The sequence below is a fragment of the Micromonospora sp. NPDC051227 genome (assembly GCF_044455385.1).
Classification (GTDB): domain Bacteria; phylum Actinomycetota; class Actinomycetes; order Mycobacteriales; family Micromonosporaceae; genus Micromonospora.
The window spans coordinates 93,191-106,214 of the sequence record NZ_JBITET010000018.1 but is presented as its reverse complement, the minus strand read 5'-3'; the positions used below and the strand labels follow the sequence as shown (position 1 = coordinate 106,214).

The 13,024-nt window shown below is 71.4% G+C and carries 16 protein-coding genes and 1 pseudogene; 9 read left to right on the top strand and 8 right to left on the bottom strand.

Annotation, left to right across the window (positions count from 1 at the left end):
• A pseudogene (locus tag ACIA47_RS30100) lies at nucleotides 1-87 on the top strand (phytochelatin synthase); the annotation flags it as partial.
• Between the two features lie 199 nt (nucleotides 88-286).
• Here ACIA47_RS30100 and dusB read toward each other — a convergent pair.
• The 4 genes from dusB to ACIA47_RS30080 all read right to left on the bottom strand — a co-directional run bounded on the left by dusB (nucleotide 287) and on the right by ACIA47_RS30080 (nucleotide 3,863).
• Entirely contained in the window at nucleotides 287-1,459 is a 1,173-nt protein-coding gene (dusB, locus tag ACIA47_RS30095) for a tRNA dihydrouridine synthase DusB (protein ID WP_203124312.1), read from the bottom strand.
• A gap of 64 nt (nucleotides 1,460-1,523) precedes the next feature.
• Nucleotides 1,524-2,903: a glycine--tRNA ligase gene (locus tag ACIA47_RS30090; RefSeq protein ID WP_203124314.1), complete on the bottom strand. Its 1,380-nt coding sequence runs from the start codon at nucleotides 2,901-2,903 to the stop codon at nucleotides 1,524-1,526.
• Nucleotides 2,904-3,017: 114 nt separating this feature from the next.
• Nucleotides 3,018-3,497, bottom strand: coding sequence for a hypothetical protein (locus ACIA47_RS30085; RefSeq protein ID WP_124823385.1), 480 nt, complete (start codon nucleotides 3,495-3,497; stop codon nucleotides 3,018-3,020).
• A 24-nt stretch (nucleotides 3,498-3,521) separates the two neighbouring features.
• Nucleotides 3,522-3,863, bottom strand: coding sequence for an antibiotic biosynthesis monooxygenase (locus ACIA47_RS30080; RefSeq protein ID WP_112589142.1), 342 nt, complete (start codon nucleotides 3,861-3,863; stop codon nucleotides 3,522-3,524).
• Nucleotides 3,864-3,892: 29 nt separating this feature from the next.
• Here ACIA47_RS30080 and ACIA47_RS30075 point away from each other — a divergent pair, with 29 nt between their 5' ends.
• From ACIA47_RS30075 to ACIA47_RS30040, 8 genes are all read left to right on the top strand, one after another.
• Complete coding sequence (locus ACIA47_RS30075) at nucleotides 3,893-4,150, top strand: hypothetical protein (protein ID WP_203124316.1); 258 nt, start codon at nucleotides 3,893-3,895, stop codon at nucleotides 4,148-4,150.
• Nucleotides 4,151-4,204: 54 nt separating this feature from the next.
• Nucleotides 4,205-5,149 carry a metal ABC transporter substrate-binding protein gene (locus tag ACIA47_RS30070; RefSeq protein WP_396711641.1) on the top strand — a complete coding sequence of 315 codons (945 nt, stop codon included), beginning with the start codon at nucleotides 4,205-4,207 and terminating at the stop codon, nucleotides 5,147-5,149.
• Entirely contained in the window at nucleotides 5,146-5,907 is a 762-nt protein-coding gene (locus tag ACIA47_RS30065) for a metal ABC transporter ATP-binding protein (protein ID WP_091409689.1), read from the top strand. The genes ACIA47_RS30070 and ACIA47_RS30065 overlap by 4 nt, the downstream gene beginning before the upstream one ends.
• Nucleotides 5,908-5,910: 3 nt before the next feature.
• Entirely contained in the window at nucleotides 5,911-6,777 is an 867-nt protein-coding gene (locus ACIA47_RS30060; RefSeq protein WP_396711640.1) for a metal ABC transporter permease, read from the top strand.
• A 43-nt stretch (nucleotides 6,778-6,820) separates the two neighbouring features.
• Nucleotides 6,821-7,120 carry a metalloregulator ArsR/SmtB family transcription factor gene (locus tag ACIA47_RS30055; protein WP_030338189.1) on the top strand — a complete coding sequence of 100 codons (300 nt, stop codon included), beginning with the start codon at nucleotides 6,821-6,823 and terminating at the stop codon, nucleotides 7,118-7,120.
• Nucleotides 7,117-7,515, top strand: coding sequence for a Fur family transcriptional regulator (locus tag ACIA47_RS30050; protein WP_091409697.1), 399 nt, complete (start codon nucleotides 7,117-7,119; stop codon nucleotides 7,513-7,515). The genes ACIA47_RS30055 and ACIA47_RS30050 overlap by 4 nt, the downstream gene beginning before the upstream one ends.
• Nucleotides 7,516-7,594: 79 nt before the next feature.
• Complete coding sequence (locus tag ACIA47_RS30045; RefSeq protein ID WP_396711639.1) at nucleotides 7,595-8,203, top strand: hypothetical protein; 609 nt, start codon at nucleotides 7,595-7,597, stop codon at nucleotides 8,201-8,203.
• A gap of 295 nt (nucleotides 8,204-8,498) precedes the next feature.
• Nucleotides 8,499-8,666 (top strand): hypothetical protein, encoded by a 168-nt coding sequence (locus ACIA47_RS30040; RefSeq protein ID WP_167493739.1) that lies wholly within the window; start codon nucleotides 8,499-8,501, stop codon nucleotides 8,664-8,666.
• A gap of 44 nt (nucleotides 8,667-8,710) precedes the next feature.
• Here the strand turns inward: ACIA47_RS30040 and ACIA47_RS30035 are convergent, their stop codons facing one another.
• From ACIA47_RS30035 to ACIA47_RS30020, 4 genes are all read right to left on the bottom strand, one after another.
• Nucleotides 8,711-10,708, bottom strand: coding sequence for an acyl-CoA dehydrogenase family protein (locus tag ACIA47_RS30035; RefSeq protein ID WP_396711638.1), 1,998 nt, complete (start codon nucleotides 10,706-10,708; stop codon nucleotides 8,711-8,713).
• 104 nt (nucleotides 10,709-10,812) lie between these two features.
• Nucleotides 10,813-11,316 (bottom strand): DUF6328 family protein, encoded by a 504-nt coding sequence (locus tag ACIA47_RS30030; protein WP_203124341.1) that lies wholly within the window; start codon nucleotides 11,314-11,316, stop codon nucleotides 10,813-10,815.
• 139 nt (nucleotides 11,317-11,455) lie between these two features.
• Entirely contained in the window at nucleotides 11,456-12,205 is a 750-nt protein-coding gene (locus ACIA47_RS30025; protein ID WP_112584644.1) for a sugar isomerase domain-containing protein, read from the bottom strand.
• Nucleotides 12,202-13,008 carry an aminoglycoside N(3)-acetyltransferase gene (locus ACIA47_RS30020; RefSeq protein WP_396711637.1) on the bottom strand — a complete coding sequence of 269 codons (807 nt, stop codon included), beginning with the start codon at nucleotides 13,006-13,008 and terminating at the stop codon, nucleotides 12,202-12,204. The genes ACIA47_RS30025 and ACIA47_RS30020 overlap by 4 nt, the downstream gene beginning before the upstream one ends.
• Nucleotides 13,009-13,024 lie beyond the last annotated feature (16 nt).

Here is a 13,024-nt window from a genome sequence, read left to right as displayed (position 1 = left end):
TCCGCCGACCCGAACACCGCCTCCTACTGGATCAGCACCGAGCACCTCGCCGACTGGATCGCCACCCGCGGCTACGCCACCAGCTGACCCCACACACACCCGCACACCAGCACACGCCGAAGGGCCGGACCCCACCACGGGGCCCGGCCCTTCGGCGTCACCGGGTCACTGTCCACGCGCCCTCAGCAGGCTCGAACGAAGTCGAGGGGTCAACCGAGCTGACCAGGGTCACCGGCCAGGGGCTCAGCCAACCCCCACGCCCAGGAAGCTCAGCCAGCCCGGGGAGTCAGCCGCCGGAGTCGTCCATCTCGGCGCCCTCGGGGACCGTGTCGTCGTCCCGGCTGGCCAGCCAACCCTCCGGCAGGAAGACCTTGCCGGGTGAGTTGGTACGCCCGCGCGGCTGCCCCAGGGCGGTCACCGGGAACGGCTCCGCCGGGTCGAGTTTGCCGAGCAGGTCGTCGAGCTGAGCCAGGCTTTCGATCATCGCCAGCGAGCGCCGCAGCTCGCCGCCGACCGGGAAACCCTTGAGGTACCAGGCGACGTGCTTACGAAAGTCGGTGCAACCGTCCCGTTCACCTCGGGCCGGGTTGCGGGCGCCGGCCGTGAACTGGTCGACCAGCAGCTCGGCGTGCCGGCGCATGGTCACCGCCACCTCGCCGAGGGTGGGCAGCCGCCGCTCCGGCCGACCGTTGAAGGCGGCCTCCAGGTCGGCGAAGAGCCACGGTCGGCCCAGGCAGCCGCGCCCGATGACCACGCCGTCCACGCCGGTGTGGGCCACCATGCGCAGCGCGTCGTCGGCCTCCCAGATGTCGCCGTTGCCGAGCACGGGCACGTCGAGGGCCTGCTTCAGCGTGGCGATCGCGTCCCAGTCGGCGGTGCCCGAGTAACGCTGCGACGCCGTGCGCCCGTGCAGGGCGACCGCGGCCACGCCGGCCTCCTGGGCGGCGAGCCCGGCTTCGACGTACGTCAGGTGGTCGTCGTCGATGCCCTTGCGCATTTTCACCGTGACCGGCACCCCGGCCGGTGACGCGGCGGCCACCGCGGCCCGCACGAGTCGCGCGAAGAGCCGGCGCCGCCACGGTAGGGCCGCGCCGCCGCCACGCCGGGTGACCTTGGGGACCGGACAGCCGAAGTTGAGGTCGATGTGATCGGCCAGGTTGCGCTCGACGACGATCCGCACGGCCGCGGCGGTGATCTCCGGATCGGTGCCGTAGAGCTGGAGACTGCGGGGCTTCTCGTCGTCGCCGAACGCGATCATGCGCAGCGTCTTCGGGTTACGCTCGACCAACGCCCGAGTGGTGATCATCTCGCAGACGTAGATGCCGCCGCCCTGCTCGCGGCAGAGCCGACGGAACCCGATGTTGGTGATCCCGGCCATCGGCGCGAGCACGACCGGCGGCCACACCTGGTGCTGGCCGAGAGTCAGCGGGCGCAGCGCGGGCACGATCGAGGCGGTCACCGGACAAGTGTACGGGGCCCCGACCGGCGCTTATCGCGTCGGCCGAGGCCCCGTGCGCAGAGTCTCAGCAGCCGGGTAGACGCTCGATCAGGTAGCGCTCGACCTGGTCCAGGGAGACGCGCTCCTGGGCCATGGTGTCCCGGTTGCGCACCGTCACCGCGTTGTCGTCCAGGGTGTCGAAGTCGACAGTCACACAGAACGGGGTGCCGATCTCGTCCTGCCGGCGGTAGCGACGCCCGATCGCCTGCGAGTCGTCGAACTCCACCACCCAGCGCTTGCGCAGCAGGGTCGCGAGGTCCTTGGCCTTGGGCGACAGCGCCTCGTTGCGGGACAGCGGCAGCACCGCCACCTTGACCGGGGCGAGCCTCGGGTCGAACCGCATCACGGTGCGCTTGTCCACGCCGCCCTTGGTGTTCGGCGCCTCGTCCTCGTCGTACGCCTCCAGCAGGAAGGCGAGCACCGCGCGGGTCAGACCGGCGGCCGGCTCGATGACGTACGGCATCCAGCGCTCACTCTTGCCCTGGTCGAAGTACGACAGGTCGACGCCGGAGTGCTTGCTGTGCGTGGAGAGGTCGAAGTCGGTGCGGTTGGCGACACCCTCCAGCTCGGCGAACTCGGTGCCACCGAACTGGAAGCGGTACTCAATGTCCACCGTCCGCTTCGAGTAGTGCGACAGCTTCTCCTTGGGGTGCTCGAACAGGCGCAGATTGTCCGCCGAGAGGCCGAGGTCGAGGTACCAGTTCCAGCGCTCCTGGAGCCAGTACTCGTGCCACTGCTCGTCGGTGCCCGGCTCGACGAAGAACTCCATCTCCATCTGCTCGAACTCGCGGGTCCGGAAGATGAAGTTGCCCGGGGTGATCTCGTTGCGGAACGACTTGCCGGTCTGCGCGATGCCGAACGGGGGCTTCTTGCGGGCGACCGTCTCGACGTTCTTGTAGTTGACGAAGATGCCCTGCGCGGTCTCCGGGCGCAGGTAGTGCAGCCCTTCGTCACTCTCCACCGGGCCCAGGTAGGTCTTCATCAGGCCGTTGAACATCTTCGGCTCGGTGAAGGTGCCCTTGTTGCCGCAGTTGGGGCAGTTCAGCTCGGCCAGCGAGGTCAGCGGCTTACCGTGCTTCTCGGCGTACGCCTCTTCCAGGTGGTCAGCTCGGAACCGCTTGTGACAGAACTGGCACTCGGTGAGCGGGTCGACGAACTCGGCGATGTGGCCGGACGCCTCCCACACCTTGCGGGACAGGATCACCGCGGAGTCCAGGCCGACGACATCGTCGCGCTGCTGGACCATGGTCTTCCACCACTGCCGGCGGACGTTCTCCTTGAGCTCCACGCCGAGCGGACCGTAGTCCCACGCCGATCGGGTGCCTCCGTAGATCTCACTGGAGGGGAAGACGAAGCCTCGGCGCTTGGCGAGGCTGACGACGGCATCGATACGGTCGGCTGGCATGTTTCCTCCTACGCCGGCTGGCGGTCGGCGGGGGCGAGATGTGGATGGAACGGTCGGTTCGGGACAACGGTACGACCACCGTCCCCCCGAGCCCAGCAGAATACCGGGGACGGGTCAGCTGACCTCGCAGACCTCCACGCCGCCGGTCTGCCCGTCCTGGCCGAGGCTGACCTGTTGCCGATCCCGGTCGCCGCCGTCGAGGGTCACGTCGACCGGCACGGTCAGGTAGGTGGTGTCCACCTCGCCCACCCGGAACGCGGTCACCTGCGGTTCGGCGGCAGCGCGCCGCTCGAACTCCGGCCGGGACTCCCGCCGCTGCGCGTCGTCGCAGAGCTGGTCGTACGCCCGCCCGTAGTTTCGCTCGACCAGCGCCTGGTAGTAGTCGCCGGTCACGGTGCGGGCCTGTTCCCGGATCGCCTGGACTCCGCTGACGGCGAGGCCGACGACGGCGGTGCCACCCCCGCCACAGCAGAGCACCACGGCGAGCGCGCCGACGCCGAGGCCGATCCAGAGCCGGGTCCGGCGGCCCTCGGTGGGCGGCGCGGCGAACGGCGGAGCCACCCCGGGACCGGGTGGCGGGGCGGGTGCGGTCATAGGAGCAGCGTAGTGTCCGGCGGCTCAGCGGTAAGGACCCGCAGCCCGATCACTCTCGGCGACGACCACGGCCCCGCCCGGGGCGGCGGTGGCCAGCGCCTCGTAGGCGGAGGGCTCGTCGACGGACTCGGCGAGCAGTGGCACGGCGCTGACCTTGACCTCGAAGGCGCCCAGCGCCCGCCGGTACGTGCCGACCGACTCCCACTCGGTGACCAGTGACCAGTGCCGGGGGTCGTCCAGCGCCCGGACCAGTTGGCCGCGCAGGTAGCCGGGCCGGGCGGCCAGCGCGGTGAGGGCGGCGTGCGCCCGTTCGGTGAAGCCGTCGGCGGCATCGACGTCGACCACGAACCGGTTGGTCACCAGCACCGGGGGTTCCTCCTCGTAGAGTCTGTGGGATGCAGCGTACGCAGCGCCCTCTGCTCGCCCGGTTGGCCGGGGCGAACCCGACGTCGGTGTTCCTGCTCACCCTGGTGGTGGTGCTGGTGGCGTTCTTCACGCCCGGGGTGATCGGCGGGCTACTCACGCTCGCGCTCGCCGGGGTCCTGATCGCCCTGTTGGCGACGACCTGGGCGGTTCAGGCGCCGCAGACCCGGCTGATCCGACTGGTGATGCTCACCCTGCTGGTGTCGGTGGGCCTCGCGAAGCTCCTCTGACATGCAATCATGCGTTTTTGACAATCATTATCGTTGCCACGGACAGTTGACGACATGACCAACCGCGCCACGTACCGTGTCCTGGCCGCCGCGACCGCCCTCCTCGCCCTGGGCGCCGGGGCCGGCTGCTCCACCGGCGGCGCCGCTGGCGCCGACCCCCAGCGAGTCGACGTGGTGGCCGCGTTCTATCCCCTCCAGTTCCTGGCCGAACGGATCGGCGGCGACGCGGTCCGGGTCACCAACCTGGCCAAGCCGGGCGCCGAGCCGCACGACCTGGAACTCAACCCGAGCCAGGTTGGTGAGGTCAGCGACGCGGAGCTGATCGTCTACCTCAAGGGGTTCCAGCCGGCGGTGGACGACGCCGTGGCCCAGAACGGCGGCGACCGGGCGTTCGACGTGACCAGCGTGCAGCCGCTGTTGGACGCGTCCGCCAGCGGGCACGACCACGAGGGCGAGGAGGGGCACACCGAGAAGAGCGGCGGCAAGGACCCGCACGTCTGGCTCGACCCGAACCGGCTGGCCGGCATCGGCGACCAGCTCGCCCAGCGCCTCGGCAAGGCCGACCCGGACCACGCCGCCGACTACACCACCCGGTCGGCCGCCCTGCGCGCCGACCTGACGACACTGGACGGCGAGTTCAAGCACGGTCTGGCGACCTGCCAGCGGCGGGAGATCGTGACCAGCCACGCCGCGTTCGGCTACCTCGCCGACCGCTACCAGCTGGACCAGGTTGGCATCACCGGGCTGAGCCCGGACGTCGAGCCCTCGCCGCAGCGCCTCGCGCACGTGATCGAGGAGGCCAAGGAGCACCAGGCCACCACGATCTTCTTCGAGACCCTGGTCAGCCCGAAGGTGGCCGAGACCATCGCCGGTCAGGTCGGCGCGAAGACCGCCGTGCTCGATCCGATCGAAGGGCTCGCCGCCGGCAGCAACGGGGACTACCTTTCGGTCATGCGCACCAACCTGCGGACCCTGCAGACGGCCTTGAGCTGCTCGTGACCTCACCTGTCATCACCGTCGAGCACGGGGTGGTCGGCTACGACGGCCGCCCCGTGCTCCGGGACATCTCGCTCACCGTGACCGCCGGCGAGGTGGTCGCGATCCTCGGCGCCAACGGCTCGGGCAAGTCCACCCTGATCCGCGCCGTGCTCGGGCTGGTGCCCATCAGCGCCGGCTCGGTCACCCTCTTCGACCGGCCGTTGCGCCGGTTTCGGCAGTGGGCACGCATCGGGTACGTCCCGCAACGCCTGGGCGCCGGCGGCGGCGTACCGGCGACCGTCCGGGAGGTGGTGGCCTCCGGCCGGCTGGCCCGTCGGGGGGTCCTGCGTCCGCCGGGCCGAGCCGACCGATCCGCCGTCGACGCCGCGCTGGGCGCAGTCGGGCTCGCCGACCGGGCCGGTGACCCGGTGTCCACGCTCTCCGGCGGCCAGCAGCAGCGCACCCTGATCGCCCGCGCCCTGGCCGGCCAGCCGGAGCTGCTGGTTCTCGACGAGCCCACCGCCGGGGTGGACGCGGCCAGCCAGGAGGCGTTCGCCGGCGCGCTGCGCGACTTCGTCGGCGACGGCGGAACGGTGCTGCTCGTCGCCCACGAGCTGGGCCCGCTGCGACCGGTGATCAGCCGGGCCGTCGTCGTCCACGAGGGTCGCATCGCCCACGACGGCGCGGTGCCGGACCCGGCCGGCCATCACGCGGAGCCCGACCACGACCACGTGCACCCGCACTGCTACGACGAGCCCGCCGGGCTGTGGAGCAACTGACCCATGGAACTCTTCCAGTACCCCTACATGCAGCGCGCCCTGATCGGCGCGCTGGTGATCGGCTTGGCCGCGCCGGCGCTCGGCATCTACCTGGTGCAGCGCCGGCTGGCGCTGATCGGCGATGGTGTGGGGCACGTGGCGCTGACCGGCGTCGGGGCGGGGCTGCTGCTCAACCGCTCACCGGTGCTGGTCGCGGTGATCGCCGCCACCATCGGCGCGATCGCCATCGAGATCGTCCGGGCCCGTGGGCGTACCTCCGGCGACCTGGCTCTGGCCCTGCTCTTCTACGGCGGCATCGCGGGCGGCGTACTCCTGGTGGGCCTCTCCGACGCGACCAGCGCGAACCTCAACGCCTACCTGTTCGGGTCGCTGACCACCATCTCGCCCGCCGACCTGACCACCATCGCGCTGCTCGGCGCGGCGATCCTGGTCACGATGATCGCGTTGCGGCCGGCGCTCTTCGCGGTCAGTCACGACGAGGAGTACGCCCGGGTCTCCGGCCTGCCCGTCCGCACGCTGAACCTGCTGATCGCCGTCGCCACCGCGGTCACCGTGACCATCGCCATGCGGGCCGTCGGCGTGCTGCTGATCAGCGCGTTGATGGTGGTGCCGGTCGCCACCGCCCAGCAGGTCACCCGGGGCTTCCGCAGCACGATGGCCGCCGCGATGGCTCTCGGTCTCTTCGCCGCCGGCTCGGGTGTCTGGGTGGCGGCCACGGCGGACACCGCACCGGGCGCCTCGGTGGTGCTGGTGGCGATCGCGTCCTTCCTGGTGGTGGCCGTGGCCGGCGCTGTCTGGCGGGTCGTGCGCCGTCGGACGACGCCGACCGCCGCGCCGACACCTGAACCTCACGAGGTCGTGCTGAGCTGAGCCTGGTCAGCGCGACGTCGGTGGTATTGGTTACCGTTGCAGGATGACCAGCGCAACGGGCTACGACGGGTTCGACGGGGCCAGCGAGCTGCTCCGTGCCCTGTCCGCTCCCATTCGGCTGGCCATCGTCAGCGAGCTGGCCGGCGGCGAGCGGTGCGTGCACGAGTTGGTGGAGAAGCTCGGCGCGGCGCAACCACTGGTCTCCCAGCACCTGCGGGTGTTGCGCGGAGCGGGCGTGGTGCGCGGCTCCCGCCGAGGCCGGGAGATCGCCTACAGCCTGGTCGACGAGCACGTCGCGCACATCGTGGCGGACGCGGTCAGCCACGCCGGGGAGGGATCATGAGCGAGAGCAGCGCCGCGGTGCGCAACACCCGGCAGCGTTCGGCGGTGAGCGCGCTGCTGGGCGAGATGGAGGGCTTCCACAGCGCCCAGGACCTGCACGCGATGCTGCGGCAGCGAGGCGAGCGGGTCGGCCTGACCACCGTCTACCGCACCCTCCAGGGGCTCGCCGACGCCGGTGAGATCGACGTGATGCGTCCGCCGGGCGGCGAGCACCTCTACCGCCGGTGCAGCGAGGGGCACCACCACCACCTGGTCTGCCGGGTGTGCGGGCGTACTGTCGAGGTGGCCGGCCCGGCCGTGGAGAGCTGGGCCGACCGGGTCGCCGCGCAGCACGGCTACGCCGACGTCAGCCACACCCTGGAGATCTTCGGCACCTGCCCGACCTGCCCGCGCTGACGACCTGCGCACGGTCGCTCGCGATCCGGGCCCACTTCACGGCTACACCGGGCGACGCGTTCGTGGCACGCTGGCCGACGTGAAAATCTATGCCGATCGGTTTCCGACCGCCGCCCGTCAGTTGCTCACCGATCTGCTCGTCGTCGCCTGGGTGTACGTGGCGATCCGCGGCGCGCTGTGGCTGCACGACCTGGTGCAGAAGCTCGCCGTGCCGGGGCAGAAGTTGGAGGACGCCGGCAGTGGGCTGGCCGACAACCTGGGCGACGCCGGCAGCAAGGCCGGCCGGGTGCCACTGGTCGGCGACGAACTCACCGCACCGTTCCAGCGCGCCGCCGAGGCCGCCCGATCGCTCGCCGACGCGGGCCGCGATCAGCAGCACCTGGTCGACCAGCTCGCCCTGGCCCTCGCCATCGCGGTGCTGATCTTCCCGCTCGGCATCGTGCTGTTCGGCTGGCTGCCGCTGCGGGTCCGTTGGATGCGCCGGGCCGGATCGGCGACGAAGCTGGCCGCCGGGCCAGCCGGCCGGGACCTGCTCGCCCTGCGCGCGCTGGCCACCCAGCCACTGGGCAAACTGACCCGGATCGGTCCGGACGTCGCAGAGGCGTGGCGGCGCGGCGACGACGCGACGGTCGACGCCCTGGCCGCCTTGGAGCTGCGCCAACTCGGCCTACGCGGCGGGGGCCGCTGAGGTCGCCCAGTGTGGGCTCTACTCACCCCCGCACCCCGCCCCCCCTCAGCGCCGATCTTGCAGTTTCGGTTGCCGGTATGAGTGGGATCCCCCTTATGTCGGGACAGTAAGAGCAAGATCGCGGAGCAGGACCATTCAGCCCCGTCGATCAAGAAGTTGTGGTGCCTGGTTTGACGTTCAACGAGGGCTTTGTCATCCACCACAACTCCGTGATCGACGTCGCAGGGTGAATTGACGGACAGTCGCTCCGCCGGGCGCAGGTCCAGCCCGACGAGGGTGTCGTTAAAGTCGTCGGGTGTTCTACTTCCTCGTCGTCATCGCCGTCCTGCTGCTCGGCTACGCCGCCGTCCTGGTTTCCTTCCTCCGCCGGGGCAAGAAGATCCCACCCGCGGCGTACCTGGCCCTGGCCGGGCTCAACGGTCTGATCCTGGCGGGAGTGTTGGCCTGGGCGGTCTCCCGCTGACCGACACCGCCGACGAGCGCGACCGTCAGCCCGCGCGGCGCGGTTTACGGCTTCGGGGGGATGCGCCGGCGGACGTCCTCGGCGGTGGACGGGCCGGGCGACCAGCGGGCCACCCAGGGCAGCTCGTCGGACGGGGTGAGCACGCCCTCCTCCAGGCCGGCGTAGCGGCCGGCGAGGATGCGCTTCGCGGCGGCGGTGTCGACCGAGTCGGTGTTGTCCCAGAGTGCGGCGAACAGGGCGTCCACCCGCACCCGCGCCTGCCGGCAGAACAGGTCGGCCAGCTCGACGTTCTCCGGGCGGCTGCCCCGTTCGGCGGAGGCCCGGACGCAGACCGCGGACATCGCGAACAACTCGGCGCCGATGTCCACCACCCGGCCGAGGAACGCCTGCTTGCGCTCCATCTTTCCCTGCCAGCGGGACATCGCGTAGAAGGTCGACCGGGCCAGCTTGCGTGACGAGCGCTCCACCTGGCGCAGGTGCGCGGCGAGCGGGCCGAACTCGGCGTACGCCGAAGGGGTCTGCCCCCGACCGACGGCGAGGGTGGGCAGCCACTTCGCGTAGAAGGCCCCGGCTCGCGCGCCGGCTCGGGCCTTGCGGCCCAGCCCCGCTTCCGGGTCGATGATGTCGCCGGCCACCGACAGGTGGGCGTCGACCGCCTCCCGCGCGATCAGCAGGTGCATGATCTCGGTGGAGCCCTCGAAGATCCGGTTGATCCGCAGGTCGCGCAGCATCTGCTCGACGGCGGCCGGGCGTTCGCCGCGGGCGGCCAGTGAGTCGGCTGTCTCGTAGCCGCGCCCACCCCGGATCTGGATCAGCTCGTCGGCGATCTTCCAGGCCATCTCGCTGGCGTACAGCTTGACCAGTGCCGCCTCGATCCGGATGTCGTTGCGGTCGTCGTCGGCGAGCAGGCAGCAGAGGTCGAGCATCGTCTCCATGCCGTACGTGGTGGCGGCGATGAAGGAGAGCTTCTGCGCGACCGCCTCGTGCTCGCCCACCGGCCGTCCCCACTGGACCCGGTCGGCGGCCCACCCCCTGGTCACGTTCAACGCCCACTTGCCGGCGCCCACGCACATGGCCGGCAGTGAGAGCCGGCCGGTGTTCAGAGTGGTCAGGGCGATCTTCAGCCCCTTGCCCTCGCCACCGATGACGTTCTCGGCGGGGACGATCACGTCGTGGAACCGGGTCAGGCTGTTCTCCAGGCCGCGCAGGCCGATGAACTCGTTGCGCCGTTCGACGGTGATGCCGGGGCTGTCGCCGTCCACCACGAACGCGGTGATGCCGCCCCGACGGCCCTCGGTGGCCGGCACCCGGGCCATCACCACCAGCAGGGTGGCCACGATGCCGTTGGTGGCCCAGAGCTTCACCCCGTTGAGCCGGTAACCGGTGCCGTCCTCGGTCGGCTCCGCGATGGTGGCCAGCCGGGCCGGGTCGGAACCGACGTCCGGCTCGGTGAGCAGGAACGCGGACACCTCGCCGGCGGCGAGCCGGGGCAGGAAGCGTTGCTTCTGCTCGGCGGTGCCGAACATCTTCAGTGGCTGCGGCACCCCGATCGACTGGTGCGCCGAGAGCAGCGCGCCGATGGCCGGGCTGACCGAGCCGGCCAGCATGAGCGCCCGGCAGTAGTGCAGGTTGCTCAGCCCGAGCCCGCCGTACTTGCGGTCGATCTTCATGCCGAACGCGCCGAGGTCGGCCAGGCCGTGGAACACCGAGTCGGGTATCGACGCGTCCCGCTCGATGGCCTCACCGTCCACCTCGGCGGTCAGGAAGGCGCGGAACCGACCAAGGAACTCCTCCGCGCGAGCCACGTCGTCCGGATCGGATCGGGGCCACGGGTCGATCAGGTCGAGCCGGAACCGGCCGAGGAACAGCTCCTTGCCGAAGCTGGGTCGGTCCCAGGTGGACTCCCGGGCGGCCTCGGCGACCTGCCGGGCCTCCTTCTCGGTGACCTGCCCGGCTTCCGCTGGCAGTGGCGCGGCGGCACCGGCGGTGGTTTCGGAGTCGGGGCCGTCCGGTGCCGGTCGGCCATCCTGCGTCGTGGTCACGGCTGCCCCCTCGAAGCTCGGTGCGGCTGCGTCGACGTGCGCGACTACCGCCACGCTACCCCTGGTTGTTACCCAGGGGTAGCGCTGCGTGAAGATCGGCGCGGTCAGCGACCGCTGATGGTGTCCGGGTCGTCGTCATCGTCGTCGATGTCGTCCTCACCCCAGTTGCGTCGGGCGAACGGCAGGGCCACCCAGAACGTGAGGAACCAGATTCCGGCCAGGGCGCTGAGCACGAAGGCGATCGGCCGGTCCAACACGAAGTCGGTGATCAGCAGTACCGCGCTGACCATCGCGATCAGCATGAAGGCGAGGCCGCCGGTGGCCATCCGGTGCGCGAAGCGGACCAGCTCCGGTTTGCGCCCCTGCCGGAACAGCGCCCGGTGGAACGCCACCGGCGAGATGATCAGTGCGGTGGCGGCGGCCGCCGCGAGCAACGCCACGATGTAGACGTCGCGCTGGAACTCCGTGGTCTCGGTGAACCCGTTACTGAACGGCAGGGTGAGCAGGAAGGCGAAGAGGATCTGCACGCCGGTCTGGGCGACCCGCAGCTCCTGCAGCAGGTCGGCGAAGTTGCGCTGCCAGCGCTGCTTGTCGGTCTCCTTGGACACGCGCTACCTCCGGTGAGACGGTACTGCCGGCGGTCCCGGCCGCCGGCAGCAACGCCAATGCCCCACCCGGCCGAGCACGAAACAGATTCACGACATCGGCCGTTCATCTCGGCGACGCAAGTCGGCCGCCAGCGCCGTGTCAGGACCCGCGTCGGATCCGGCCCGCGTACCGCGCTTCCAGCTCGTTGTTGTGCGCGTCGCCGTCCGGGATGTTCGCCGACAGGTAGACCGGGGGCCGCTCCCCCGCCGCCAGCAACCGCGCCACCACCTCCACTGTCACCTGCTGCGCCAGCAGCGCCGCGGTGATCGAGGAGACCGCGCCGACCGCGCCGCCGCCGGGCAGGGGCAGCGTCGCGTCGCCGTACGGCGCGCCGTTGTCGAGCACCACGTCGGCGAGGTCGCTCAGCTTGCGCCCGGACGGGTGCCGGGAGGTCATCCGGCCGGAGTGCTGCGCCGAGGTGATCGCCACCAACCCGTGACCGTGCTCCTTCACCAGCGTGGCGAACTCCACCATCGCGCCGTTGACCCCGGAGTTCGAGGCGAGCACGAAGACGTCGGTGGGGCGCACCGGAGCCAGCTCGTAGAGGCGGTGCGCGACGGCCGGGTCCCGTTCCAGCAGCGGGCCGAGCCGGTCGGCCGGTTCGCCGCCGAGCAGCACCAGGTCGCGTAGCGCGATCCGGTTGGTCGGTACCAGACCGCCCGCCCGGCCGGCGATCTCCATGGCGAGGGCCTCCGAGTGCCCGGTGCCGAACGCGTGCACCACGCCGTCGGCTCGGACGGCCTCGGCGATCAGGTCGGCGGCCCGCCCCACCGCCTCCCGCTGACTGGCTGCCACCCGGCCGATCGTCTCGGTCACCACGGCCAGGTAGTCCTCGGCACTCACCGTCATACGTCCTCCGTCGTTCGATTACGAGCCAGCCAGCGAACCGCGAAGTCGACCGCCGCCCGCTGGCGCATCAACCTGCCGGTCCCGGTGCCGACCGGTGCGGTGCGTACCGCTCCGGTGGCCTCCAGGTCCCCGCCCAACGCGGCGAAGTCGTCCGCGTCGAGTCGTACGTCAGGCCACCACACCCATTCCCGACCACCGTCGGCGGTACGCACGGCAGCACCGATCCGCTCCCGGGGCGAGCCGGGGCGGCGGTACTCGGCCAGGTGCAACGAGGTGCTCACCGAGTGGTCCACGCCGAGCAGCAACACGTCGGCGTCGAGGTCGTAGAGGCGAGCCAGTGGGGAGCCCTCGCCGAGCATGTCGGCCAGGGTGTGCCCGGCCACCACCTGCTCGGCGGCCGGACCGAGGGCGGCGAACGACACGTGCGGATGGGAGCTGCGCAGCGCGCCGGGCCAGCCGCGGACCGTCTCGGCGAGCGCACCCATGAACCGGCTCGGCGTGACCGCCGGGTCGAAGCCCGGCATCTCCGAGCGGATCAGCGGCCACCAGCCCGCCGGCACCGGCGGGTTGCGCCACCGCGCGGGGTCGCTGTTGTCGGGCGTGTGGGTGGGCACGACGATCGTGCCGTCCGGGCCGAGCGCGTCGCGCAGGGCGAGCACCACCGCGTGCGGACCGCCGCTGACGAAGCCCAGCGGACGCAGCGAGGCGTGCACCAGCATCGTCGCGCCGGGGCGTACGCCCAGCACGCGCAGCTGCGCGGCGATCGAGCGACGGCTGCCCGGCCCGCTGGCGTCCGGCGTCACGATTGCTTTCCCCCGC